Origin of the sequence: Stutzerimonas decontaminans, assembly GCF_000661915.1 — a bacterium.
Classification (GTDB): Bacteria; Pseudomonadota; Gammaproteobacteria; order Pseudomonadales; family Pseudomonadaceae; genus Stutzerimonas; species Stutzerimonas decontaminans.
On sequence record NZ_CP007509.1, the window covers coordinates 1,114,007 to 1,140,050 of the forward strand.

Sequence of the window (26,044 nt, forward strand, 5' to 3'; positions counted from 1 at the left end):
AAAGGATTACAAGCTAAATCAAACCTTAGTGCGCTTAACCCTCCCTCGACGTCTGGGTAGGGTTGACGCACTTCGAACCAACCAGGAGCGCCTCATGACAAAAACAACAAGGCAAGGAATCTTCCAGCCGAAGTCTCTAGCTCTCGCCGTAGCGCTGAGCATCGCTGCCCCGGCATACGCTGTGAACTTCAATATCGGCGAGATCGAGGGGCAATTCGACTCGTCCATGTCCATCGGTGCCAGCTGGTCGACCACTGATCGTGATATGGATTTGGTGGGGATCAATAACGGTGGTACTGGCTTTACTCAGACGGGGGATGACGGGCGTCTGAACTTCAAGAAGGGCGAAACCTTCTCCAAGATTTTTAAAGGCGTGCATGATCTCGAACTCCGCTATCGCGACAGCGGTGCTTTTATTCGTGGCAAGTATTGGTACGACTTTGAGCTGAAGGACGAGGGGCGCCTTTTCAAAGACATCAGCGATAGCAATCGTAAGGAGGCCGCTCAGTCCTCCGGTGCGCAGATCCTAGATGCATTCGTTTATCACAATTATGCAATTGGCGATCTGCCCGGAACTGTCCGCCTCGGTAGACAAGTGGTTAGCTGGGGTGAAAGTACATTTATCGGAAACAGCATCAACTCCATCAATCCGTTGGACGCGGCTGCGTTCCGCCGTCCCGGCGCCGAGATCAAAGAGGGTCTAATTCCCGTTAATATGTTCTACATCTCTCAAAGTCTGAGCGACCGCCTGAGCATGGAGGCGTTCTATCAGCTGGAGTGGGATCAGACAATTGTCGACAATTGCGGGACGTTCTTCGCAGTAGATGTCGCTCAGGATGGTTGTGACAACAATTACCACGCCGGCAACCCTGCGATTGCTCCGCTACAACCCATTTCCGCAGCTTTTGGCCAAGGTTTTGACGTGACCCCTGAGGGGGTTGTTCTCCCAAGATCAGGGGACCGAGATGCTCGTGATTCAGGTCAGTTTGGCTTAGCTCTGCGCTGGCTTGGGGACGCAACCGAATACGGCGCGTATTTCATGAACTACCACAGCCGCACACCGATCGTAAGTACCCAGACCGCTAGCGGCATACTTGGTATGGCAACCAATCCCGCTTTCGGTGGGGCTGTCGGTGGTGCGGTAGCTGTACCGGGGGGGCCTTGCGATCCGGCTGTTTTTGGAGCCAATACCCCGGCTTGTGTCCAGGAAGTAGCTGGCGGTCTTCTGCAGTCCGCAGCGTTGGGTAATGGTCGTTACTATTTGGAGTACCCGGAAGATATCCAGTTATATGGGCTGAGCTTCTCCACGACACTACCTACCGGCACGGCATGGGGCGGCGAGATCAGCTATCGGCCAAACGCACCCGTCCAAATCAATACTCAGGACATAACGCGTGCATTGCTTAACCCGCTTTCCATAGGCCTTACCGGCAATGCCGCGTCCCCTGTCGCAACGGCGGAAGGGGCAGACAATCGCGGCTATAACCGGAAAGAAATCACTCAAGTTCAGACCACGTTTACACATTTCTTCGATCAGGTATTGGGCGCGGGACGGGTCACAGTGGTTGGTGAAGTTGGCTTCGCGCACGTAGGTGGGCTTGAGAGCAAAAGCGACGTACGGTATGGGCGAGACGCCATCTACGGATCAGTCGACGATCCTGCGGCTTTGGCCCGATACGGCCGCCACGGTTTCGTTACGGCTAACTCCTGGGGCTACCGCCTGCGCACCATCGCTGACTACAACAACGTCTTCGCTGGTATCAACCTCAAGCCGAACCTGTCGTTCTCCCACGACGTCGACGGCTATGGCCCGAACGGCTTGTTCAACGAGGGCTCCAAGGCCGTCAGCATCGGTCTGGATGCCGAGTACCAGAACACCTATACCGCCAGCCTGTCCTACACCGACTTCTTCGGCGGCGATTACAACACGCTGGTTGACCGCGACTTCCTCGCGTTCAGCGTCGGCGTGAACTTCTAAGGAGAACAGCCTGGCGCCCGGCCGGCGAGGAAGCGCCGGTCGGGCGATAGCGGTAGGCATGGCCTCCGGCCGTATAACAAGATCAAGAGGAACTGGAATCGTATGAAAACAACAAGAAAGCTATTCAGTGTCTTGGCCTTCTCTCTGCTTGCGAGCAGTGTGATGGCTGCCGTTTCCCCTGAGGAAGCGGCCAAGCTTGGTACCTCGCTGACCCCGCTGGGTGCGGAAAAGGCTGGTAACGCCGACGGCAGCATTCCCGAGTGGACTGGCGGTCTCAAGACCGACGCAGCTCCGCTGAAGAACGGGCATCTGACCAACCCCTTCAAGGACGAGCAGCCCAAGTTCGTCATCACCGCGCAGAACGCCGAGCAATACAAGGACAAGCTGACTGCCGGGCAGTTGGCAATGTTCAAGCGCTATCCGGAAACCTACAAGATTCGCGTATTCCCCACTCACCGGTCGGTTGCCGTGCCGGATGAGATCTACCAGGCTGCGAAGAAGAGCGCCGTGAATACCGAACTCGTCGAAGGCGGGAACGGTATCGCCAACTTCACCGACAGCCGCTACTACGCATTCCCGATCCCGAAAAACGGGCTGGAAGTGGTGTGGAACCACATCACCCGTTATCGCGGCGGAAACGTGCGACGCAATATCGTCCAGGCCACTCCGCAAACAAACGGCAGCTACACCATGGTCCATTTCGAGGATGAGGTGGCGTTCCCGCTGGGCATGACCGATCTGGACCCGGAACGCGCCAAGAACGCGCTGCTGTTTTTCAAGCAGCGAGTGACTGCGCCTTCGCGTCTGGCGGGTAACGTATTGCTGGTGCACGACTCGCTGGACCAGGTAAAGGAGCCGCGTCAGGCCTGGATCTACAACGCTGGTCAGCGTCGTGTTCGCCGCGCGCCGCAGGTGGCCTATGACGGCCCGGGTACCGCATCGGACGGCATGCGCACCACCGATAACTTCGATATGTTCAGCGGCGCGCCGGATCGCTATGACTGGAAGCTGGTCGGCAAGAAAGAGCTGTTCATCCCCTATAACAGCTATGAAATTGCATCCAGCGATCTGAAATACAAGGACGTCATCAAGGCCGGCCACGTTAATCAGGATCTGGCACGTTACGAGCTTCACCGCGTCTGGGAGATCGAGGCCACGCTCAAGAGCGGCGAGCGCAACATTTACGCCAAGCGTCGCTTCTTCGTCGACGAGGACAGCTGGACCATCGTCCAGTCGGAGCTGTATGACGGTCGTGGCCAGCTCTGGCGTGTCGGTGAGGCCCACTCGCTGCAGTACTACCAGCACAAGGTGCCGGCTTATGCCTTCGAAGCGCTCTACGACATCATTTCCGGCCGCTACATTGCGATCGGTATGAGCAATGAGGAGAAGCCTCACGAGTACGGTTATCGCGCGTCTGCCCGCGATTTCACGCCGGCCGCGCTGCGCAATGCCGGGGTGCGCTGATCTACTGACATTTGGCAGGTGAATAAGGCGGCCAAGTTGGCCGCCTTTTTTTTTGTTGCGAACCAGTGGATGATAATTTTCGTTCGGTGCTCGGAGTTTGGGCATGCCGCACTGCCTGACAGCTAGCCAGCGATGCGGCTGGTGTGCAACGACAAGGAGCGTTTTGGCTGAAGGCTGCGACAACCGGGCGTAATGTCGGGCACACACGCCGCTGTGTTTCAATGGACTGATTAGAACAAGAGAACGTTGCCATGTCCGTACGCTTCATTCCTGATGCGCTCAGTGCAGAGGCAAACGCCGCAGAGCAACTCGCACCGGTTCCTCGGCTACCTCCGCTCCATGTTGGGCGACCAAGATTGGCCGCGGCGCTGCTCGAGACCGATTGCCGTCTGCGTTTAATCTGCGCACCGGCAGGATTTGGCAAGACCGTGCTGATGGGCGAGTGCGCTAGGCTGGTACCTGACGGGACGCGCCTGGTGTGGCTGGATCTCGGCGGGCGTAACTGCACCGTTCAGGCCCTGTACGCTCAGCTAAGCGATGCTCTGGGTGAGCCGGCCGGCATGGCGCGGGATTGCGAGCATGACATGCTTGCGCTGTTGCGTCGTGTCCGCCAGCCGCTATGGATCATGTTGGATGATTACCCGCGTGATTACAGTCCAGAGCTAGATGCATGTCTCGACATGCTCCTTGATATGGGGCCCGCGCCTGTCAGTTGGTGGGTGTCGAGCCGCCGGCAACCGGCTTGGAAGTTGCCGCGTCTCCTGCTGCAAGGGCATTTGTACGAGCTCGAGGCTGAGGCGTTGGCGTTCACCGCCGAGGAACTCGAGCAGGTCCTCAAGGCGCATCGGCTGACACTCTCTCCAGAAACTTTCCAGCAGCTGCAGAGGGGGATGGAGGGTTGGCCAGCCGGTGTCTGTCTCATGTTGCTGAATGCCGATGAGCAGGCGTTGCGCGAGCGTCTCGTTGCCGGAACCCCCCTGCTACGGGACTACGTTCAGCGTGAGGTGCTGGCGGGGTTGAGCGATGAGGTGCTCCGTGCGCTGAAGGCGCTGGCACGCATGCCCCGTTTCTCCGCAGAGCTCTGCGACCATGTGCTTGACGGTGTGGGGCGCGAGATTCTCGATATTCTCAAGACCCGCCAGCTGTTCATTCGACAGGTCGATAACTGTGGTGAGTGGTTTCGGTTGTGGAAGCCGCTTGCGCTGATGCTACAGCGCTCAGTTGAAAGCTCGGTGCCGACTCAGGTGCATCTACGCGCCTGCCAATGGTTCGCCAGCCGTGGCGAAATGCGCGAGGCGGTAGAACACGCGCTGTGGGCGGGACAGCCTGAAGTGGCGGCGAATTACCTGCAGCGTTACGGGCAGGAACAATTGCTGATTGGGGACAACGTGTCCCGCTTTCTGAAGTGGCGAAGCGAGCTGCCTCAGGACCTGTTCGCCAGCACAACACGGCTGATCGTGTTGCAGGGTTGGGCACTGATCATTTCGGCGCGTCTCGACGAAGTGGACGACTGCCTGGCCGAACTGGCTAAGTTCTTTCCGCAACCCGATGCGCGTCGGCAGGCTCAGTTGCTGGCGCAATGGCAGGCGCTGCGAGGGTTTCTTGCGCGCCTGCGTGGCGAGCCCGAGGCACGGGAGAACTGTCTGCAGGCGCTGGAAGTGCTGTCCGATCATGCCTGGGCTCAACGTGTTCTCTGCTATCAGGTCCTGACACAACAGGCTATGGCCGAAGGCGAGCTGGAACTTGCTCAACAATACAACAGCGAAGGCATGAAGCTCGCTCGCCTCAAGGGCAGTGTGCTTTACGAGGTGATGCTCAGTGTCGATCGCATTCAGCTGCTGGAACTGACAGGTGAGTTCGAGCGCGCGGTGGGAGTGCTGAACGAGGCATTACAGGCGCTGCGCGAGTCGGTTCGACATAGCCCTCTTATTGGCCGACTGCAGCTGCTGCAGGGACACCTGCTGGCTTATCAGGGGCTCGATGCGCCGGCGCAGGATGCTTACCGGCTCGGCAAGGCCGAGACCGAAACCTGCGGAGACTCTTACTGTTTCTTTGGCTACGTCGGGCTCGCCGAGCTCGCGGCGCGCAATCAGGAATTCGCGTGCGCTTATCACTGGCTGCGTGACGCCGAGCGACTTTCTCAGTGGCGGCATGTGCCGGAGGCGAGGTTTCGCGGCATCCTGCCTCTGATTAATGGCGTGGCCTGGTTGCATCAGGGGGAATTACGCAAAGCGCGAGGCGCATTAGGCCAGGTATTGGCGTTGTATGAAGGGCAGGGTTATCTGTCCCCCTCCGGCTTCTATGAACTACTTCCAAGAGTGCGGCGCTATCTTGCGCTGATCGATATTCTTGAGGGGCAGCCGGCGAAGGCGATTCCGGCCCTGCGCGAGCAGATCGAGGGAAACATGCGGGTTCAGAGACTGGGCTTGGCCTGTGAGTGCCGTTTCAGTTTGGCCGAGGCCCTGCACGCCAACGGGCAGGCGGCCGAGGCAGAGCTGGAGCTGCGTCTGGCCCTTGGGGAGGCTGCTCGGCAGCATCTGGTAAAACCGTTGTATGAATTGGATCACCGCCAGCCGCAATGGCTGGCGGGCGTGCTTCCCGCGCTTAAGGGCGAGTCGCTACGCCAGCGCCTGTTCAGATACGAGCGGGAACCCGAGGTTACACTCACGGCATCGGATGAAACGGTACTCAGCAATCGGGAATTGACAGTATTGCGCCTGATTGCCCAGGGGTGCTCGAACCAGGAGATTGCCGAACAACTGTTCATATCCCTGCATACCGTCAAGACCCATGCGCGCAGGATCAACACGAAGCTGGGAGTTGCGCGTCGTACTCAGGCGGTGGCGAAGGCCAAGGCCCTGGCTTGGCTCTGAGAGCGGAAGTCATCGAAGGGATTCACCGTTGCGCCTGAAACAGCGCAATTCAGGCACAACAACTCGCTGCGAGCCTTAAGGCCAGCAGGCGAAAATGGATTCTTGTTTTTGTTGGGTGAACTTCGGGGCGGAGCGGCAACCTGCAGGCAGTCAGGTTGATGACATCACAGTGGAGCGGGCTGGAAGCCTCCGTGGGACATCCGTTGCGGCAACTGCTCGCCTCGTTCGATGGCCAGACTGACCTGCAGGCTGGTGATCAATCGCTGCAACTGTTGTTGATCGCGCCACTGGTCGGCACTGATGTAGCGCTTCACAGCAACGCCTTCCGTTCCGGTCAAGGTCAGCAGGATGCTGCCATCGGGCTTCTCGATGCTGAAATTGACGTTGTAGCGGGGACGAAACACATCGCTGATCTTCTGGAATGGACTCGTCATTGCCTGTACCTGTTTGAGGGGGTTGCCAGCAATGGACCCGGCAAAGCGACGACAAGTTTCCCAAGCGCAACGTTCACAAATTATCGGAAACCCAACGCAGGATCTGCTATCCGCGCGTCATGCCTGCGCGGTCAGTTCGGCCAGCGCCTCGGGGCTGCTCTTGAACGCCTTGGCGAATAGATCGCGATGCCTGGCCATATAGATACCGATATCCTCAGCCTGTTTTTCGCTCAGCGACGGAGACGCTTGTTGCAGGACGGCGGCCAGTGCCTCAGCCAGCTCCAACATCTTGTCATGACGATCGGCTTCGGCTTTATCCATGAACAAACGCTCCAGGTCCCGACTGCTGCGGTACACCACTTCGACGGCCATTTACCACCTCGGTCATTGGCAGATTGATACTGTTTATGCGTACAGTATGGGCTGCCCGCACGAAGATTGATAGTACGTTGTGCTCGACGAAACCAAGATCAGTTGGCGAAATGCCCTTGCAAGCGTTCGGCGTGAAATTCCAGTGTGGCTGCGCGGTAGCCGCTACGCAGCAGCGGTAGCGGCAGGCATGACTCCCAGCTGGCGCCGGGCTGGAGGTCGCCAGGTCCCTGGTAGGTCGGTGCGTCATAGGCGCGCCGCGCAAGATTGGTGCGTGAGCCTGGCGAGTAGGCGGCTACTTCCCACTGCAAACTTTGCAGCTTCTTGTTGGTGTGGTTGTGCAGGCTTACGTGCAGCGGCTGCGCGCCGGGACAGCGTTGCGGATCATGCATCAGCTGAATCTCTACCCGCGCAAGCAACTGTTCCTCACGATGCTCTTGCCAAAGCACCCAGCCTGCGACCAGGGCGAGGCCGAGCACAGCGCCCAGCGAAATGGGAACGGCTCGAAGTGGGTAGCGAATCAGCAGCACCAGCCAGGTGAGGATAAGCAAGGCGCCAATCAGCATGGCCGAATACCGCTGAACAGGTCACTAAGCATGGAAGTCCTCCGTTGCGACACGGTTCATGCTAACTCGTGCCGGCGAGCCCTGCGCATTGATGCATTACGTATTTGTAGCAGGATGTCAGTCTTGCGGACCGCGACTGGCCAGGCGCTCAAGTGCAGCTCTTAGCTTGGGGTCGCGGATGTCATCGGCCGCTGCCTGGATACTGTTTGCAGCATTGCTCGAAAGCGGCTGTGTGCGTGCTGGGGTGTGCCTTGGAGGTGGCGGTGGCTGCACCTTGAACTGGATGCGTAGCAGGCCGGCGAATTCCTCGAAGGCCTCTAGCTGGCGCTGCAATCGACGCTGCTGGTAGCGCAGACGTGTGGCCCAATGGCCATCAGTGACGATCAGCAGCAGGCAGCCCTCGCGCCAGGACGCTACGCGACAATGCTCGCGTGCCGCTGGCTGTAGCTGGCTTTCCAGCAGCCGCTGCAGGCGATCTAGGCGAAGAGCTTCACCGAACAGAGCCCTGAGCGGCTTCGCTTCGCGCAACAGTGTGGCCGGAGCACGGGCCGGCGACGGGCGAAAGGCCATGATGGTCCGTAGGACGTTGATGAGGCTCCTATGGTAACAGAAGCTCAGATGCCCGAGCCTGCGCCCGCTATAGCCTGGGGTCGAGCATTTTCGGCAGCCGAAGTAGCGCAGCGAGAGTGCTCTTCATGCTTCATGAGCACGACTGGTCGCCCGCGTAGCAGCTCCGTTGCTGCGTCGCTGCGCTGCGCAGTCAGGCACCTTTCCTCACTGCCGTTTCCGAGTAGAATGGCCCCTTTGCACGCAGCCGTGACCCCGCGGGCGTGCCTCCATCCCCAGCATGGAAGTCTTTGTTGATATGTTTGCGCCTTTATTGAAGAAACTCTTTGGAAGCAAGAATGAGCGTGAGGTCAAACGCATGCTCAAGGCGGTGCAGTCCGTCAATGCCCTCGAAGAGCAGATGCTGTCGCTCTCCGACGAGCAACTGCGCAACAAGACCGAAGAGTTCAAGGCCCGTCTCGAGAAAGGCGAAACCCTCGATCAGATCCTCCCCGAAGCATTCGCCGTCTGCCGCGAAGCCGGCAAGCGCGTCATGGGCATGCGCCACTTCGATGTGCAGCTGATCGGCGGCATGACCCTGCACGAAGGGCGCATCGCCGAGATGCGTACCGGTGAAGGCAAGACCCTGGTAGCTACCCTGGCCGTTTACCTCAATGCGCTGGCCGGCAAGGGTGTGCACGTAGTCACGGTCAACGACTACCTGGCCCGCCGCGACGCCAACTGGATGCGCCCGCTGTACGAATTTCTCGGCCTCTCGGTCGGCATCGTTACCCCGTTCCAGCCGCCGGAAGAAAAGCGCGCAGCCTACGCCGCCGACATCACCTACGGCACCAACAACGAGTTCGGCTTCGACTACCTGCGTGACAACATGGCGTTCAGCCTGCAGGAAAAGAACCAGCGCGAGCTCAACTTTGCCGTGATCGATGAAGTCGACTCCATTCTGATCGACGAAGCGCGCACGCCGCTGATCATTTCCGGTCAGGCCGAAGACAGCTCCAAGCTGTACCAGCAGATCAACCTGCTCATTCCGCGGCTCACGCAGCACATCGAGGAAGAGGAGGGTGTCGTCACCCAGGAAGGGCATTTCTCCATCGATGAGAAAACCCGTCAGGTCGAACTGAACGAGGCGGGCCACCAGTACATCGAGGAGCTGCTGACCCAGGCCGGTCTGCTGGCCGAGGGCGAGAGCCTCTATTCGGCGCACAACCTCGGTCTGCTGACCCATGTGTATGCCGGTCTGCGCGCACACAAGCTGTTCCATCGCAACGTCGAATACATCGTGCAGAACAATCAGGTGCTGCTGATCGACGAACATACCGGCCGCACCATGCCGGGCCGCCGTCTTTCCGAAGGTCTGCACCAGGCCATCGAAGCGAAGGAAGGGCTGCAGATTCAGCCCGAGAGCCAGACCCTGGCTTCGACCACCTTCCAGAACTACTTCCGCCTGTACAAGAAGCTGTCCGGCATGACCGGTACCGCCGACACTGAAGCCTTCGAATTCCAGCAGATCTACAACCTGCCGGTCGTGGTCATCCCGACCAACCGCCCGCTGGCGCGCAAGGACTTCAACGACCTGGTCTATCTGACCCAGGAAGAGAAGTTCGCCGCGATCATCGCCGACATCAAGGAATGCCGGGAGCAGGGCCGTCCGGTGCTGGTCGGTACGGCCACCATCGAATCCTCCGAATATGTGTCGCGCCTGCTGGAGGCCGAAGGTTTCGAACACAAGGTGCTCAACGCCAAGCACCACGACAAGGAAGCCGAGATCATCGCCCAGGCCGGCCGGCCTGGCGCGGTGACCATCGCCACCAACATGGCTGGCCGTGGTACCGACATCCTGCTGGGTGGCAACTGGGAAGTGGAAGTCGCAGCCCTGGAGAATCCGACCGAAGAGCAGGTCGCGCAGATCAAGGCGGATTGGCAGAAGCGTCACCAGCAGGTCCTCGAAGCGGGCGGCCTGCACGTGATTGCATCCGAGCGTCATGAATCCCGTCGTATCGACAACCAGTTGCGCGGTCGTGCCGGTCGTCAGGGCGACCCGGGTTCGAGCCGTTTCTATCTGTCGCTGGAAGATAGCCTGATGCGCATCTTCGCCTCCGATCGGGTGAAGAACTTCATGAAGGCGCTGGGCATGGAATCTGGCGAGGCCATCGAGCACCGCATGGTCACTAATGCCATCGAAAAGGCGCAGCGCAAGGTCGAAGGCCGCAACTTCGACATGCGCAAGCAACTGCTCGAGTACGACGATGTGGCCAACGAGCAGCGCAAGGTGATCTACCACATGCGTAACAGCCTGTTGGCCGCCGATGAAATCGGCCAGACCATCGCAGAATTCCGCCAGGAAGCGCTGGACGCTGCGATCAGCGCGCACATTCCGCCGCAGTCGCTGCCGGAACAGTGGGATATCCCGGGCCTGGAGGCGGTGCTCTACAGCGATTTCGGTACGCGTCTGCCGGTCCAGCAATGGCTCGACGAGGACGAGAAACTCTACGAGGAAACGCTGCGCGAGCGCATTCTCGAAGCGCTGCTGGCCGCCTACAACGAGAAGGAAGAGCTGGCTGGCGTCGAGGCGCTGCGTTCCTTCGAGAAGCAGATCGTGCTGCGTGTGCTGGATGATCTGTGGAAAGACCACCTGTCAACCATGGACCACCTGCGTCACGGCATTCACCTGCGCGGCTACGCGCAGAAGAACCCGAAGCAGGAATACAAGCGCGAGTCTTTCACGCTGTTCCAGGACCTGCTCGAATCGATCAAGCGCGACAGCATTCGCGTGCTGTCCCATGTGCAGGTTCGTCGCGAAGACCCGGCCGAAGAAGAAGCTCGTCTGCGCCGCGAAGCCGAGGAGCTGGCCAAGCGCATGCAGTTCCAGCATGCCGAGGTTTCCGCGTTGGATCAGCCGGAGGAGGAGCCTGAGGTCGAAGGTCAGGCTGACGTCGCCGCGGCGCCGGTGCGTACCGAGCCGAAGATCGGTCGCAACGAGCCTTGCCCGTGCGGATCGGGCAAGAAATACAAGCATTGCCACGGGCAGGTTCAGTAAGTCCGACCTTGCCTGATGATTCCGCGCCGCGACCGGCTTCTGCCGCTCGCGGCGTTTTTGTCGCAATCCCTTTCTCGGCCTGTTGGCCATCCATTGTTCTGAAGGAGCGCATCCATGGCTGTCGGTCTTGGTCCTTTACCCACGCTGCACCCGGTACCCGGTTTCGAACTCGGCATTGCTTCAGCGGGTATCAAGCGACCGGGCCGCAAGGACGTGGTGATCATGCGTTGTGCCGAGGGCTCGCGGATTGCTGGAGTGACAACGACAAACGCTTTTTGCGCCGCGCCAGTGATCATCACTCGCGAACGTATGCACGGTCCGGTGCGTTACCTGCTGACCAACACCGGTAATGCCAATGCCGGAACCGGGCCGCAGGGCCTGACTGATGCGCGGCATACCTGCGCGGCCCTCGCTGCCATTACCGGAGTCGACGAGACCGCCGTGCTGCCTTTCTCGACTGGTGTGATCGGCGAGCCGCTGCCGGTACAGAAGATCGAATCGGCGCTGCAGGCTGCACTCGATGATCTGTCGCCGGACCACTGGGCCGAGGCCGCGACTGGCATCATGACCACCGATACGCTGCCCAAGGGTGCCAGCCGTCAGTTCCAGCACGATGGCGTGACGGTGACCGTCACCGGTATCAGCAAGGGCGCCGGGATGATCCGGCCGAACATGGCGACCATGCTTGGCTATATCGCCACCGATGCCAAGGTTGCCGGCAGCGTGCTGCAGGATCTGGTGCGCGATGCGGCGAACAAGTCGTTCAACCGCATCACGATCGATGGTGATACTTCCACCAACGATTGCTGCATGCTGATCGCCACCGGCCAGGCGGCGCTGCCGGAGATCACCGAAGCCAGCGGCGAGCTGTTCGACAAGCTCAAGCAGGCAGTGCTGGAGGTCTTCATGGAGGTGGCTCAGGCCATCGTCCGCGACGGTGAAGGCGCGACCAAGTTCGTCACGGTGCAGGTCAACGGTGGTGGTAACCATCAGGAGTGCCTGAACGTCGCTTATGCCGTGGCGCATTCGCCGCTGATCAAGACCGCGCTGTTCGCCTCGGACCCGAACTGGGGCCGAATACTCGCTGCGGTCGGCTATGCCGGCGTGCCTGACCTGGATGTAAGCAAGATCGACGTGTTTCTGGGTGAAGTCTGCATCGCCAGCCAGGGCGGTCGCTCGCCCAGCTACACCGAAGAGCAGGGCGCGGCGGTGATGGCTCGCGAGGAAATCACCATCCGCATTGAGTTGGGTCGTGGCAGCTGCAGCGAGACCATCTGGACCACCGATCTGTCCCACGAGTACGTGAAGATCAACGCCGAATACCGGACCTGATCGAACCCTGCCTGTAGCTATTCCCGTTGTGCATGACCCCATGTGCAACGGGAATTTGCCATTTGCGCTTGCTGCGCTTTAACGTCCGCTGACTCTTCCCTAAGACACTCGAGGTGCATCGGTCATGGCTCTGCAACTGGTAGTCGGCGACAAGAACTACTCATCCTGGTCGCTGCGCGCCGCCCTGGCAGTGGAACTGTCTGGCGCTGCGTGCGAACAGGTTCCGGTCTCACTCTATCGGCCGGACAGTCGAGCACGGCTGCTCGGTTATTCGCCGACCGGCAAGGTGCCGGTGCTGCTGACCGAGGACGGCCCGGTGTGGGATTCGCTGGCAATCGCCGAATACCTGGCCGAGCATTTCCCCGGTGCACATCTGTGGCCGCGCGAGCGCTATGCGCGCGCATTGGCGCGGAGTATCTGCGCGGAAATGCACAGCGGCTTTCAGGCGCTGCGCAGCCATCTGCCGATGGATATGGCGCGCGACCAGGCCTTGCCCGAGCTTCCCGATGAAGTGCGGGCAGATATCGAACGAATCTGCGCCATCTGGAGCGATTGCCGCGAGCGCTTTGGCCTGAGTGGTGATTATCTGTTCGGGCAACCAGGCATTGCCGACGCCTTCTATGCGCCGGTGGCTTCGCGCCTGCGAAGTTATCAGGTGGCCTTGCCGGCTGCTGCAGCAAGTTACGTCGAGACGATCCATCGGTGGCCGGCTTTTCAGTGCTGGCAGCAGAGCGCCCTTCAGGAAGTGAGAAAGTGAAACGAATCCATGTCGCCGCAGCCGTCATTCGTGGCGCCGACGAGCGAGTGCTGATCGCCAAGCGACCGCTCGACAAGTATCAGGGCGGATTGTGGGAATTCCCGGGCGGCAAGGTCGAGGCGGGCGAACACGTCGAGGTTGCGTTGGCGCGCGAGCTGCACGAGGAACTGGGCATCGTTGTCACCGCGGCGCAGCCGTTGATTCAGGTGCGGCACGATTATCCGGACAAGCAGGTGCTGCTGGATGTCTGGGAAGTGCAGGCGTTTACCGGTGAACCCCACGGTGCGGAAGGCCAGCCCCTGATGTGGGTGACGGCGGACCAGCTGACGAACTACAGCTTTCCTGCCGCCAATCAGCCGATCGTGGCGGCTGCGCGCCTGCCGCAGCGCTATCTGATCACCCCCGATGGTGTTGCTCCGCAGCGGTTGCTCGATGGACTCGCGCGGGCGCTGGATGAGGGCATCCGGCTGATCCAGCTGCGTGCGCCGTCGCTATCCGCCGTCGATTATCGTGCGCTGGCGGAAAGGGCACTTGGCTTGTGCGAGGGCCGTGCCCAGCTGATGCTTAAAGGCCCGCTGCAGTGGGCTGGCGACTATCCCCAAGCAGGTTGGCACCTGACGGCCGCACAGCTACGGCAGGGGGGGGCAGAGCGGCCGATACCGGCCGAACAATGGTTGGCCGCCTCCTGTCACGATGCCAAGGAGCTGGAACTGGCCGCCGCATTGGGAGTAGATTTCATCACGTTGTCGCCGGTGCAGGTCACAATGAGTCATCCGGAAGCGTCGCCATTGGGTTGGGCGTCTGTTGCTGATTTGCTGTTAGGCTTTGACCGGCCGGTTTACCTGCTGGGCGGCCTGGCCGCGGTGGATATTCCCAGAGCTCGTGCGGCAGGCGCCCAGGGCATCGCGGCAATTCGAGCGTTCTGGCCGGATTGAACCGCAGGCGGTATTTGCCGGTCACTGCCGGTGCAGCCCGCAAACTGACACCGAAATATGTCATTGATAGCTAAAAGCAATCGGCGCAATTCCCTTAATCAATTATCGGTATGCTGTCGGCTACGCTATCGTAGGCCCCGTTAAGTTTTCTGAACCCCAAAAGGAGTTAGCAGATGTCGCTGATCAACACTCAAGTTCAACCCTTCAAAGTCAATGCCTTCCACAACGGCAAGTTCATCGAAGTCACCGAAGAATCCCTGAAGGGCAAGTGGTCCGTGCTGATCTTCATGCCGGCTGCCTTCACCTTCAACTGCCCGACTGAAATCGAAGACGCAGCCAACAGCTACGCCGAATTCCAGAAGGCCGGTACCGAGGTTTACATCGTCACAACCGACACCCATTTCTCGCACAAGGTCTGGCATGAAACTTCCCCTGCCGTTGGCAAGGCGCAGTTCCCGCTGATCGGTGACCCGACTCACCAGCTGACCCGTGCTTTCGGTGTGCACATCGAAGAAGAAGGTCTGGCCCTGCGTGGCACCTTCCTGATCAACCCGGAAGGCGTGATCAAGACCGTCGAGATCCACTCCAATGAGATCGCTCGTGACGTGTCGGAAACTCTGCGCAAGCTGAAAGCCGCTCAGTACACCGCCGCTCACCCGGGTGAAGTTTGCCCGGCCAAGTGGAAAGAAGGCGAGAAGACCCTGGCTCCTTCGCTGGACCTGGTCGGCAAGATCTAAAGCCCATCTGCCTTGCTTGCCTGTCGAAGGAGCTGTTGTTCGCTCCTTCGAACCCAACGCCTGGACGCGAACCGTCCGGGCGTTTTATTTCCTGAATTCCGTACGGGGTACCGCTGCTCATGTTGGACACCAATCTCAAGACCCAGTTGAAAGCCTACCTGGAGAAGGTCACCCAGCCCTTCGAGATCGTCGCGTCCCTCGATGACGGCGAGAAATCCCGGGAAATGCTGAGCCTGCTGCAAGACATCGCCGGCCTCAGCGACAAGATCACCCTCAAGACCGACGGCGACGATGCGCGCAAGCCGTCGTTCTCGCTCAACCGCATCGGCGGCAACATCAGCCTGCGCTTCGCCGGCATCCCGATGGGCCACGAGTTCACCTCGCTGGTGCTGGCGCTACTGCAAGTCGGCGGCCATCCGTCGAAGACCGCGCCCGAGGTGATCGAGCAGATCAAGGCGCTGGAGGGCGACTACCGCTTCGAAACCTACTTCTCGCTGTCCTGCCAGAACTGCCCGGACGTGGTCCAGGCGCTGAACCTCATGGCCGTGCTCAACCCGAACATCAAGCACGTCGCCATCGACGGCGCGCTGTTCCAGGACGAAGTCGAGGCGCGCCAGATCATGTCGGTGCCGAGCATCTACCTCAACGGCGAGCTGTTCACCCAGGGCCGCATGAGCGAGGAAGAAATCCTTGCCAAGCTCGACACCGGCTCCAGCGCCCGTGACGCCGAAAAGCTCAAGGCCAAGGATGCCTTCGACGTGCTGGTGGTCGGTGGTGGCCCGGCTGGGGCTGCGGCAGCCATCTACGCGGCGCGCAAGGGCATCCGTACCGGCGTTGCCGCCGAGCGCTTCGGCGGCCAGGTGCTCGACACCATGGCCATCGAGAACTTCATCTCGGTGAAGGAAACCGAGGGCCCGAAACTGGCCCGTGCCCTGGAAGAGCACGTGCGTGAATACGACGTCGACATCATGAACCTGCAGCGCGGCAGCAAACTGATTCCCGTTGGCGACGACGGCCTGCACCGCGTGCAATTCGAGAACGGCGGCGAGCTTAAGGCCAAGACCCTGATCCTCGCCACCGGCGCCCGCTGGCGCGAAATGAACGTGCCGGGCGAGCAGGAATACCGCGGCCGTGGCGTCGCCTACTGCCCGCACTGCGACGGCCCGCTGTTCAAGGGCAAGCGCGTGGCGGTGATTGGCGGCGGCAACTCCGGCGTGGAAGCGGCCATCGACCTGGCCGGCATTGTCGCCCACGTGACCCTGCTCGAGTTCGGCGAAGAGCTGCGGGCCGACGCCGTACTGCAGCGCAAGCTGTTCAGCCTGCCCAACGTCCGCGTGCTGAAGATGGCGCAGACCACCGAGGTCAAGGGCGACGGCCAAAAGGTCACCGGTCTGGTCTACAAGGACCGCAGCAGCGAAGACATGCACACCGTCGAGCTGGAAGGCATCTTCGTGCAGATCGGCCTGCTGCCCAACAGCGAATGGCTCAAGGGCACCCTGGAGCTGTCCCGTTTCGGCGAGATCATCGTCGACGCCAAGGGCCAGACCAGCATCCCCGGCGTGTTCGCCGCCGGTGACGTGACCACGGTGCCGTACAAACAGATCGTGATTGCCGTCGGCGAAGGCGCCAAGGCCTCGCTGAGCGCTTTCGACCATCTGATCCGCAGCTCCGCACCGGCCTGATCAAGGCGCAAAAAGAAAGGGGAGTAGCCGCGAGGCTGCTCCCCTTTTTTGTTTACGCTGCCGCTGCCGCTGCCGCCGCGAAGGCGCAACGGAAAGTTGGCAGCAACAACCCTTGCTAGGCGGTGCGTTCAGGCCAGCAGCACCCTGCGAGCGCCCAGGCGGGAGCGAACGCCTGCCGCCGCTCCGGGTCACAGGACGTACATGCCGAGCAGTCCATGGAGCTGTCCACAACGATGATGAATGCGCAAACGCTGCAGGGTTCACGCAGGGTCGTGCTGACCTATCCCAACCGGCCACGCGAGCCGCAGCACGAGAAGATTGTTCACGCCGCATTGGCCGAACGCCTGGCCACGCTGTTGGGCCTGAAGTACGGCGGTGAGTATGACCCGGAACGACGCTATGAAGCCCATCCCTATCTCGTCCCCTCCGGAACGGTTATTGGTCAGCCCGAGGCCCGGAAGCTGGGCCTGAACGCCGAGGGGGATCTGTTTGGTGGCGTCGTGCCACATGCCTTTGTCGAAACCAAGGCAATTACCCATCCACTGGTCCGTCCGGACGCGGCCGCGCCGGTGGGCTGGTCGCGGGATTTCAGTACTCAGGTCAAAGGCAGCGTGCTGGGTGGCTACAGCGCCTTCAGTATCGAAGATGCGCGAGATGCCGGGCGGCGCCTGCTGCACGAGGGGCCGGTTCGGATCAAACCGGTGCGTGCAACCGGCGGGCGCGGTCAGCAGCGCGTCGATGATGCCGATACCCTCGACCAGGCGCTGTTTGCCCTCGACGAGAAGGAATTGGCCCAGTACGGCCTGGTTCTGGAGGCGCATCTGGATCGCGTCACCACCTTTAGTGTCGGTCAGGTACGGGTCGGTGGCCGTCTGGCCAGTTACTACGGCACCCAGCGCCTGACTCAGGACAATGCGGGCAACGAGGTGTATGGCGGCTCGGATCTGGTGGTCGTCGATGGCGACTTCGGAGCGCTGCTGACGCTTGATCTGCCGGAAACCACCCGGCTCGCCGTCAGCCAAGCACAGGTGTATGACGAGGCAGCATCGGCCTGCTACCGGCATTTCTTCGCATCCCGCCGCAACTACGACATCGCCCAGGGTATCGACGGACGCGGCCAGCCGCGCTCCGGTGTGCTTGAGCAATCCTGGCGTATCGGCGGAGCCAGCAGCGCTGAAATCGCTGCGCTGGAAGTCTTCCGGCAGGGAGCGTCCGCGCGAGCAGTGAAAGCTTCTTCGTTCGAGTTCTATGGCCAGAAGCCAGACGTACCGGCCGGGGCGCAGATTCTGTATCAGGACGAAGATGCCGATGTCGGTTTCATCACCAAATGCGTAATGGTGGAGGACTATGGCGACGCATAGCGAAATGGTGAATATCCTGGTTGGCGAGGAGCATATTGCCGGGACCTTTCTGTCACCGCCGGAAAAGATGCCGGGCGTGTTGTTCGTGCACGGCTGGGGCGGTAGCCAGCAACGCGATCTGGCCCGCGCCCGCGGCATCGCCGGGCTGGGTTGCGTCTGCCTGTCGTTCGACCTGCGCGGCCATGCCCAGACCAAGGCGCAGCAAGAAACCGTGACGCGGGAGCAGAACCTCGATGACTTGTTGGCGGCCTATGATCTGCTCGCTCAGCACCCGCATATCGACCCCTCGGCGATTGCCGTGGTGGGCACCAGCTATGGCGGTTACCTGGCCGCGATCCTTACTTCGATAAGGCCTGTGAAGTGGTTGGCGCTGCGAGTGCCGGCGCTGTACCGCGACGAGGAATGGCAGGTGCCCAAGCGCCAGCTCGACCGCGACGTGCTCAACCAGCTGCGCAGCAGGCGTGTGCGTCCGGAGGAAAACCGTGCCTTGGCTGCCTGTGCGGCGTTTCGCGGCGACGTGCTGATCGTCGAGTCCGAGCACGATACCTTCGTTCCCCACGAAACGATCATGAGTTATCGCGCGGCGTTCCACGGTACCCATTCGCTGACCCATCGCATCATCGATGGCGCCGATCATGCCCTGAGCAACGAGCGTTGCCAGGAAGCCTACACGTCGATTCTGGTGAACTGGGCGACCGAGATGATTGTTGGTGCGCGCCTCGACGAGACGTCGGCCATGGGCTTCAAGGGCGTGGACGAGGGCAGCATGGCGGGCTGAGCGGCAGTGGCTACAGTCGTCCGTGCAGTAATTTTTATTCAGGTGGTGTGGCCGGTGGCATTGGACCGACGAAACGGCTCCAGCGGCGGTCGAGGACTTGCTGTTTGAGCACCTCGATCACGTCGACCAGCAACTCCTCCAGCGCCAGATCGGTGTGCTCGTCCTGATACACCCAGGCATCGAAGAATTCGTCCGCCAGGTTGCCGGCCAATGCTTGGAACTGCGGGCCACGCATGCCTTCCACGGCACCCTGCAGCAGTCGTGCAGCGATGTCGCTGAGCGCATCGTCGAGCGTGCTGGCCAGACGATTACCCAACGGCAGCCGCCGCAGGTTGTGCATCTCTGGGTTGCTCTGCAATGCCTGATGAATCAGTTGGCTGACGTAGCCTTCGATGGCGCCACGATTGTCGCGATAACCAGTTTCCAGCATGGCCTGCAGGCGCCGCGAAACATCGTTCAGCACACGCTGCTTGCGGGGGCGCACCACCTCCTGCAACAGCCGACGCGACAAGTCGTCGCTGGCGCCGATCTCCTGCTGCAGGCGGCCGAACAGGCGCACCATCACCCGGTCGGACAGTTCTTCAATGAGCAGGTAGTAATAGCGGCTGAAGACGCCATAGATGGCCCAGCGGCGCATGTCAATCAGGCCCAGGCGCTGCAGGCGGATCAGCAGCGCTCCGACGCGCAGGACACGCAGCCAGCGCAGCCCCGCCAGAGGGACGCAGCCAAGCACGTCGTACCAATGGGCGAAGGGGTAGTAGTACCAGCGCGCATAGCGGCGCTCAAACAGCGACACGGTCCAGCCGAGCACGACATCGAGCACGAAGATCGCGACGAAGCCCAGGTCGATGTACTGGAAGTTCGCGTGAACGCTATCCCGGTAACGCTCATGCAGTTGTGGCATCAGCTGCGCCAGAGCGGCATTGACCGGCTGCAATGCGAAGAGGCTATCGAACAGGATCAGCGCCAGGTTCACGCACACCAGCAGGATGATGAACACTTCCCAGACGGCATGCAGCCCGTCGCGCCGCCGCGCCTGTTGCGCGGCAGTATGCTCAGTCATTCGCCTGGGCTTTCGCTGCGGCTGGCTGCCAGAGAATCTCCCCGCAACCTTGGCGTCTGGCAATCAGGCGGGCAGCGACGAACAGGGCATCGGAAAGGCGGTTCAGGTAGGCCAGCAGTACCGGGCGCACCGCTTCGCTGGCGTTCAGTAGCTGGCAGCGGCGTTCGGCCGTACGGGTCATGCTGCGGCAGAGGTGCGCGAGGGCGATCAGCCGGGATCCGCCGGGCAGAATGAATTCCTTGAGCGGGCCAAGCTCCTCGTTCCAGCGATCGATGGCCTGCTCCAGTCGTTCGATCTCGCTTTCCTGCAGTGCTTGGTAATCAGGCATCGCCAGCTCGCCGCCGAGATCGAACAGACGGTGTTGGCAGGGGGCAAACACGCTGATCAGTTCGTCGAGCGCCGGCCATTGCACCTGTGCCTCCGCCAGTTCGGCGAGCAGCAGGCCGAGCTGGCTGTTGAGCGTGTCGACCTCGCCCATGGCTTCCACACGGGGATGGTCCTTGGGGACGCGGCGCCCGTCACCGAGGCCGGTTTCGCCGCTATCGCCGGTGCGGGTGTAGATTTTCGACAGTCGATTGCCCATGTGTCGGTTCCTAGGTTCAGGTCGCCATTTGCTCGCCGGGCGAGCTCAGCGGCAACCGCAGGGTGAACGTGGTGCCATGGCCAGCTTGGCACTGCACCTCCATCTGCCCCTGATGATTGTTGGTGATGATGAAATACGAGACGGAAAGGCCCAGTCCGGTTCCCTGACCGACTTCCTTGGTGGTGAAGAACGGCTCGAAGATACGCTTGCGCACATTCTCCGGAATACCACCGCCATTGTCCTCCACCTGAATTTCCGCCCAGGGTGGATTCAGGCGCGTGCGCAGGATGATCTGTCCAGGCTTGCCGCTCTGGTGAGCATGGATGGCCTGCGCAGCGTTCTTCAGCAGATTGAGCAGCACCTGCTCCAGCTCGTTGCCAATGCAGGGCACCCGATCCACGCGCGGGTCGAAGTCCCGGACGATATCGATGGCCTTGAAATCGAAACCCTCCATCAGGGCGAAGTCGTTACCGGCGATCTCCAGCGCCTGATCGATCAGCACCGGCAGGTGGCAGTCGGCCAGCTGTCGGTTGCTCATGCGGCTGAAGCTGAGCATGTGGCTGACAATCTTCGCCGCGCGTGAGCCGGCCTGCTGGATGCCATCGAGCAGCTGCGGTACTTCGCGGCGCTGCAGATACTGGTTGACCGCCTCCAGGCGCACTCCGGTTTCCTCTGCGGCCTCGCGGTTGCGTTCAAGCTCCGGCGAAAGCCGGCGGCGAATGTTCTGCGCGTTGTGCAGGATGGCACCGAGGGGATTGTTGATCTCGTGGGCCATGCCGGCCGCCAGGCTGCCGACCGAGAGCATCTTTTCCGACTGCACCATCATTTCTTCCATGTTGATGCGCTGGGTGATGTCGTCGATGCGGATCACCACGCCGCGCCCGCCGGCACCGGTCAGCGGATAGCAGGTGAGCGCGTAGTGGTGCGGTTCGTCGTTACGCAGCCAGGTGACCTTTTCGATCTTCTCCACCACGTGCTGCTCGGAGCTGCGGCGGATCTGCGTGAGGAAGGGCTTGAGCGGTTCGAAGGCGACGAAAACCGGCTGGTTCAGCGCGTCATCCAACGGGGTGCCGGATAGGGCGCTGGCCTCCTGGTTCCACTGGGTGACGTAGAGCTGTTCGTCGAGGGCAATCAGTGCCGAGGGCATCGAATCGATGATGCTGTTGAGGTACTTCTGGAAGCCGGTCAGCTTCTGTTCGATCTTGCTGCGCACCTGCACTTCCAGCTCCAGCTTGCGGTTGGAGTGGCGGGTTTCCTCGGCCAGGCCCTGGGCGTGATCGAATGCTTCCTGAGCATCGTCGCGGGCGCGCTTGAGCTGCTGCTCTCGGGCCTCCATGCGCGACAACATGGTGTTGAACGCATCGGCGAGCCTGCCGATCTCATCTTGGTTGCCGGGCTTGGCGCGCAGCGAGTAGTCCTCCTCGCGGGTGACCTGGCGCGACAGCGCTTCCAGATCGCGAATCGGCCGGGTGATGAGCTGGCGAATCTGCCGGGCGACCAATACCCAGAGCAGCAGGCTGGCCACCAGGATCGCCAGGCTCGCGGTCAGGGTGCCGGTATAGAACGCGCCTGGCAGCTCGCTGCTGGCCACCATTAGCAGGTGCCCGGCGGCGCCGTCCGCTTGCGGCAGTCTCACCAGCAAGTTGGCGCGGATCTCGCTGGCACGCCAGTCGGCGACCTTGTCGATCCGATTCGGCAGGCGCAAGCGTTCGCCCTGCTGCAGTTGGGCGAGACTGTTGCCGTCGCGGTCGTAGATCACCGCAGCGCGCAGTGGCGCATAGCCGTCCAGGCGCCTGAGCAATGCGCTCGCAGCCTCGGGCGAGGACAGGGCGCGGTTGCTCAGCTCTTCGGTCGCGAACAACTCGCCAAGCGTATGCATGGCCTGGGGGGCGACGCTCTGCCGCGAGATCCAGTACGCCGCGCTGATGAAGGTAAGGTTGGAAACCAGCAGCACGGCGGCTAGCAGGACGAGGAGGGCGAGCAACAGTTTGCGGCCGACAGGAAGGTTTTCGAGGCGCTGACGCAGAATCATTGGCGGGCACGGCGTAGCAGAGGGTTTCTGCAGGGTAGCCGGGGCTCAGTCGGTGGGCAATCCACGCTGGCCTAGGTGTTCGCGCAGGCGAAGATGCAATTCGTGCAACCGCGGTACGGCCAGATCAAGGGAATCCGCGCTGCGGCATGCATAACCGAGCAGGTAGGCGATCTCCGTGCGTCGGCCGAGTCTTACATCCTGATACATGGACGAGTAGTTGGCAGCCGTGGCGTCGATCACCCGTAGTACCTCGCTCTTCAGATCGCCGGGGGCGGTGGCCTGGCCACAGGTGTTGAGCAGTTCGGTGAGTTCTTCGCAGAGTTCGGTCAGCTGTTGGCGATATTGCAGCAGCTCACCGTTGCGGCAATCGTGAAGTACGGTCAGCGGGTTGATAGCGCAGTTCAATGCCAGCTTGCGCCACAGCCGCGTGAGGATGTCGCTGCTCCAGATGTGCGGGATGCCGGCACGGTCCAGATCGTCCAGCCAGGCCGGGGCAGTGCCGCCGTTGGGGTCGCCCAGCCAGTTTTGCCCTTGGCCGGCGAACACGACTTGCAGCGCGCCCTCGCGATAAGCGCCTTCGGTACTCGAGACGAAGATGCACCGCGCCTGCGGCCAGCGCTTGGCGATGGCCTGTTGGCTGCCAAGGCCGTTCTGTAGCAGGAGGATTTCGCAGCTCGGGGCGAGGCGCTGCGCCAACTGGGCAATCGCGGCTTCGGCATCGTAAGCCTTGCATGCAACCAGCAGGCGCTGGATCGGCGTGGAGGCATCGGGCAGCTCTGCAGAGATGGCATGCAGACTGGAGCGACCCGCTTCGCTCAGCGTGAGCCCGCCGGCCCTGTGGTACTCGGCGAGGCGCTGTGCGGAACGCAGAATGAGTCGTACAGGAAGGCCGGCCCTGGCCAGGCGGGTCGCCCAGAGGCCACCCAGTGCGCCCGCGCCAAGGACGTGCCAGGTCATTGCGTCACGCCGGCTGCTTCAGGCGCAGCGGGACGATACGGCCGGTGCTATAAGCGCTCGGCAGCAGCGCCGTCGCACGTTCGATGACGGTCTCCGGTGCGACTGGCAGCGCGTCGCTGTCGAGGCTGACCAGACTGATGCCGGCCTTGATCGACACGAACCCTTCGCTGGTCTTCAGTGCTCTGAGGTTCAGGCCCTCATGCAAACGCTTGAAGCTACTCGGCGAGCAACCTCTGACGTCATTGACCAGCGCCAGCAGGCCAAACTGGCTTTCATCGATTCGGCACACCACGTCCAACGGACGTACGAGTTGCTGCAGACGGGCGGCGATGGCGCAGAGGATCTCTTCGTACACGGCGTCGCCGTAGCGCTCACGTAGCGCAGCGGCTTCTGCTAGGCCGATCTGCAGGTAGTACAACGCCGTGCCGCGATTTTCCATCTGGCGCAGGCTGGCCGTGAGGCGCTGCAGCAGATAGCGCTCGTTACCCAGGCCCGTCAGGGGGTCCTGCAGGCTGTGTTGTTCGAGTGTGGCGACGTTCTCCGCGAGCTGGTGGTTCTCCTGCTTGAGGCGCTGCAGGGAGCCGCAGAGGCGGTCGGCAGCAAAGATGCGCGGCAGCAGCTGTTCGTTCATAGCCGATTTGCTGATGAAATCGTCGACGCCGTGGTCGAAGGCCAGCCCCAGGGCATTCTCGCTGTCGCGACCGGTGAGCAGGATGACATAGCTGTAATGGCCGCTCAGGGCATCGCGCTGGCGAATCTGACCGGTCATTTCCAGACCGTCCATCTCGGGCATCAGCCAATCGGCCAGCAGCACATGAGCCGGCCGTTGCGCGTGCTGCAAAAGCGCGTCGGCGGCGCTGCTGGCGAAGCGGATATCCTGATAGCCAGCCTTGCTCAGTGCGCGACCGATCATGACGCTGGAGAATTTGGCGTCATCGACTACGAGGATGCTCAGGTGGGGGGTGGGCATGGCAAGCTCAATCAATTGAAAGGAGACGTCCTGTCGCTCTTGCCGTAGGGCGGGCGCTGACACGTCGAAGCGTTATAATGACCGCGCTTTCTTAACCGTCAAGACATACGCGCTCGGCTCATGCGGCCTGTCGCGCTACATAGTGGAGGAATCCCAATGCCCTCGTTCGACGTGGTGTCCGAACTGGACAAACACGAAGTCACCAACGCGATCGACAATGCCATGAAGGAACTGGATCGTCGTTACGATCTGCGCGGAAAAGGCAGCTTCGAGCAAAAGGATCTGACCGTGCAGCTGACGGCGGACGCCGAGTTCCAATTGGAGCAGATGCTCGAGATCCTCAAGTTGAGCTTGGTCAAACGCAAGATCGATATCCAGTGCCTGGAGATCAAGGATCCTTACGCATCCGGCAAAAGCACGAAGCAGGAAGTGGTGCTGCGCGAGGGGATCGACAAGGAGCTGGCGAAGAAGATCGTCGCCTACATCAAGGACGCCAAGCTCAAGGTGCAAGCGGCCATTCAGGGTGAGCAGGTACGTGTAACCGGCAAGAAGCGCGACGATCTGCAGGAAGCCATTGCCCTGCTGCGTGGCCATGAATTCGGTATGCCACTGCAGTTCAACAACTTCCGCGACTGATTTCCCAGCGCCTCGGCGCGTGCTTTCATCCCCCCGCTTTCGTCGGTGCCCGCCACTGGGCACCGATGCCTCTGAGGAGCATCTTCATGGACCTGTCCGTCGACTACCTGGTCGATCTTTCCGAATCCTGGCTGCCTATCGTGTTGCAATACGGCGCGCAGGTGACGCTGGCGCTGCTGACATTTCTGCTCGGGTGGTGGCTGATCAACACCCTGACCGCCAAGGTCAGCAGCCTCTTGCAGCGCCGGCAGGTGGACCCGACCCTGCACGGCTTTATCGGCAGCCTCGCCAGCGTGGTACTCAAGGTGCTGCTGCTGGTCAGCGTAGCGTCGATGATCGGCGTGGAAACCACCTCCTTCATCGCGGTGATCGGTGCTGCCGGTCTGGCCATCGGTCTGGCTTTGCAGGGCAGTCTGGCGAACTTTGCCGGTGGCGTGCTGATCCTGCTGTTCCGTCCGTTTCGCGTCGGCGAGTGGATCGAGGCGCAGGGTATTGCTGGCACCGTCAACTCCATCCAGATCTTCCATACCGTACTCAAGACCGGCGACAACAAGACGGTGGTAGTACCCAACGGGGCGCTTTCCAACGGGCATATCACCAATTTTTCCCGCGAGCCGCGGCGCCGTGCCGACATCAACATTGGCATCGACTACAGCAGCGACATCAAGCTGGCGCGCCAGGTATTGCTGGAGATTGCCGAGGACCCACGGGTACTGCGCGAACCCGAACCGGTGGTGTTCGTCACCGGGCTTGGCGACAGCTCGGTGAATCTGTCCCTGCGTGTTTGGGTCGCCACCGGCGACTTCTGGCCGGTGACTTTCAGCTTCACCGAGCAGGCCAAGGAGCGATTGACTGCCGCGGGCGTCGGCATCCCGTTCCCCCAGCGCGTGGTGCATCTGGTGCAGAGCTGATTCGATCTGCAGACAGAAAGAA

The 26,044-nt window shown here is 61.3% G+C and carries 22 protein-coding genes; 13 read left to right on the forward strand and 9 right to left on the reverse strand.

Features of this window, described 5'->3' with window-relative positions:
* Positions 1-94 precede the first annotated feature (94 nt).
* The 3 genes from UIB01_RS05145 to UIB01_RS05155 all read left to right on the forward strand — a co-directional run bounded on the left by UIB01_RS05145 (position 95) and on the right by UIB01_RS05155 (position 6,315).
* A complete protein-coding gene (locus UIB01_RS05145; protein WP_038657494.1) occupies positions 95-1,978 on the forward strand; it encodes a DUF1302 domain-containing protein in 1,884 nt (627 codons plus the stop codon).
* Between the two features lie 102 nt (positions 1,979-2,080).
* A complete protein-coding gene (locus tag UIB01_RS05150) occupies positions 2,081-3,442 on the forward strand; it encodes a DUF1329 domain-containing protein (protein WP_038657496.1) in 1,362 nt (453 codons plus the stop codon).
* 251 nt (positions 3,443-3,693) lie between these two features.
* Positions 3,694-6,315: a LuxR C-terminal-related transcriptional regulator gene (locus tag UIB01_RS05155; protein ID WP_038657498.1), complete on the forward strand. Its 2,622-nt coding sequence runs from the start codon at positions 3,694-3,696 to the stop codon at positions 6,313-6,315.
* 164 nt (positions 6,316-6,479) lie between these two features.
* On the opposite strand, the gene UIB01_RS05160 is transcribed toward UIB01_RS05155, so the two are convergent.
* The 4 genes from UIB01_RS05160 to UIB01_RS05175 form a co-directional block, all read right to left on the reverse strand.
* A complete protein-coding gene (locus UIB01_RS05160) occupies positions 6,480-6,749 on the reverse strand; it encodes a DUF3509 domain-containing protein (RefSeq protein WP_038657500.1) in 270 nt (89 codons plus the stop codon).
* A 117-nt stretch (positions 6,750-6,866) separates the two neighbouring features.
* Positions 6,867-7,121, reverse strand: coding sequence for a YebG family protein (locus UIB01_RS05165; protein WP_038657502.1), 255 nt, complete (start codon positions 7,119-7,121; stop codon positions 6,867-6,869).
* 98 nt (positions 7,122-7,219) lie between these two features.
* The gene (locus UIB01_RS05170) at positions 7,220-7,684 is read right to left on the reverse strand and encodes a hypothetical protein (RefSeq protein ID WP_038657504.1); all 465 of its coding nucleotides are present in this window, start codon (positions 7,682-7,684) and stop codon (positions 7,220-7,222) included.
* A 117-nt stretch (positions 7,685-7,801) separates the two neighbouring features.
* Complete coding sequence (locus UIB01_RS05175) at positions 7,802-8,254, reverse strand: DciA family protein (protein ID WP_038657506.1); 453 nt, start codon at positions 8,252-8,254, stop codon at positions 7,802-7,804.
* 295 nt (positions 8,255-8,549) lie between these two features.
* On the opposite strand from UIB01_RS05175, the gene secA reads away from it, so the two are divergent.
* From secA to UIB01_RS05215, 8 genes are all read left to right on the forward strand, one after another.
* On the forward strand, positions 8,550-11,288 hold the full coding sequence (gene secA / locus UIB01_RS05180) for a preprotein translocase subunit SecA (RefSeq protein WP_038657509.1): 2,739 nt from the start codon (positions 8,550-8,552) through the stop codon (positions 11,286-11,288).
* Positions 11,289-11,402: 114 nt separating this feature from the next.
* On the forward strand, positions 11,403-12,620 hold the full coding sequence (gene argJ, locus UIB01_RS05185; RefSeq protein ID WP_038657511.1) for a bifunctional glutamate N-acetyltransferase/amino-acid acetyltransferase ArgJ: 1,218 nt from the start codon (positions 11,403-11,405) through the stop codon (positions 12,618-12,620).
* Between the two features lie 124 nt (positions 12,621-12,744).
* Positions 12,745-13,377, forward strand: a complete 633-nt coding sequence (locus tag UIB01_RS05190) for a glutathione S-transferase family protein (protein WP_038657513.1) — start codon at positions 12,745-12,747, stop codon at positions 13,375-13,377.
* On the forward strand, positions 13,374-14,312 hold the full coding sequence (locus UIB01_RS05195; RefSeq protein WP_038657515.1) for a Nudix family hydrolase: 939 nt from the start codon (positions 13,374-13,376) through the stop codon (positions 14,310-14,312). Before UIB01_RS05190 ends, UIB01_RS05195 begins: the two co-directional genes overlap by 4 nt.
* A 173-nt stretch (positions 14,313-14,485) precedes the next feature.
* Positions 14,486-15,049, forward strand: a complete 564-nt coding sequence (gene ahpC / locus UIB01_RS05200) for an alkyl hydroperoxide reductase subunit C (protein ID WP_003284760.1) — start codon at positions 14,486-14,488, stop codon at positions 15,047-15,049.
* A 119-nt stretch (positions 15,050-15,168) separates the two neighbouring features.
* Positions 15,169-16,731 carry an alkyl hydroperoxide reductase subunit F gene (gene ahpF, locus UIB01_RS05205; RefSeq protein WP_038657517.1) on the forward strand — a complete coding sequence of 521 codons (1,563 nt, stop codon included), beginning with the start codon at positions 15,169-15,171 and terminating at the stop codon, positions 16,729-16,731.
* 233 nt (positions 16,732-16,964) lie between these two features.
* Positions 16,965-18,092, forward strand: a complete 1,128-nt coding sequence (locus UIB01_RS05210) for a DUF3182 family protein (protein WP_038657519.1) — start codon at positions 16,965-16,967, stop codon at positions 18,090-18,092.
* Complete coding sequence (locus UIB01_RS05215; protein WP_038657521.1) at positions 18,079-18,870, forward strand: alpha/beta hydrolase family protein; 792 nt, start codon at positions 18,079-18,081, stop codon at positions 18,868-18,870. Before UIB01_RS05210 ends, UIB01_RS05215 begins: the two co-directional genes overlap by 14 nt.
* A gap of 34 nt (positions 18,871-18,904) precedes the next feature.
* On the opposite strand, the gene UIB01_RS05220 is transcribed toward UIB01_RS05215, so the two are convergent.
* From UIB01_RS05220 to UIB01_RS05240, 5 genes are read right to left on the reverse strand one after another with little or no spacing between them, the layout of a single operon-like run.
* Positions 18,905-19,933, reverse strand: coding sequence for an ion transporter (locus UIB01_RS05220; protein ID WP_038657523.1), 1,029 nt, complete (start codon positions 19,931-19,933; stop codon positions 18,905-18,907).
* A complete protein-coding gene (locus UIB01_RS05225; protein WP_038657525.1) occupies positions 19,926-20,516 on the reverse strand; it encodes a cob(I)yrinic acid a,c-diamide adenosyltransferase in 591 nt (196 codons plus the stop codon). Before UIB01_RS05225 ends, UIB01_RS05220 begins: the two co-directional genes overlap by 8 nt.
* A 16-nt stretch (positions 20,517-20,532) precedes the next feature.
* A complete protein-coding gene (locus UIB01_RS05230) occupies positions 20,533-22,548 on the reverse strand; it encodes a sensor histidine kinase (protein ID WP_038657527.1) in 2,016 nt (671 codons plus the stop codon).
* Positions 22,549-22,593: 45 nt separating this feature from the next.
* The gene (locus UIB01_RS05235) at positions 22,594-23,505 is read right to left on the reverse strand and encodes a putative 2-dehydropantoate 2-reductase (protein WP_038657529.1); all 912 of its coding nucleotides are present in this window, start codon (positions 23,503-23,505) and stop codon (positions 22,594-22,596) included.
* A 4-nt stretch (positions 23,506-23,509) separates the two neighbouring features.
* Positions 23,510-24,475 carry a GGDEF domain-containing response regulator gene (locus tag UIB01_RS05240; protein ID WP_038657531.1) on the reverse strand — a complete coding sequence of 322 codons (966 nt, stop codon included), beginning with the start codon at positions 24,473-24,475 and terminating at the stop codon, positions 23,510-23,512.
* A 156-nt stretch (positions 24,476-24,631) separates the two neighbouring features.
* On the opposite strand from UIB01_RS05240, the gene UIB01_RS05245 reads away from it, so the two are divergent.
* The gene (locus tag UIB01_RS05245; RefSeq protein WP_038657533.1) at positions 24,632-25,111 is read left to right on the forward strand and encodes a YajQ family cyclic di-GMP-binding protein; all 480 of its coding nucleotides are present in this window, start codon (positions 24,632-24,634) and stop codon (positions 25,109-25,111) included.
* 86 nt (positions 25,112-25,197) lie between these two features.
* Complete coding sequence (locus UIB01_RS05250; RefSeq protein ID WP_038657535.1) at positions 25,198-26,022, forward strand: mechanosensitive ion channel family protein; 825 nt, start codon at positions 25,198-25,200, stop codon at positions 26,020-26,022.
* Positions 26,023-26,044 lie beyond the last annotated feature (22 nt).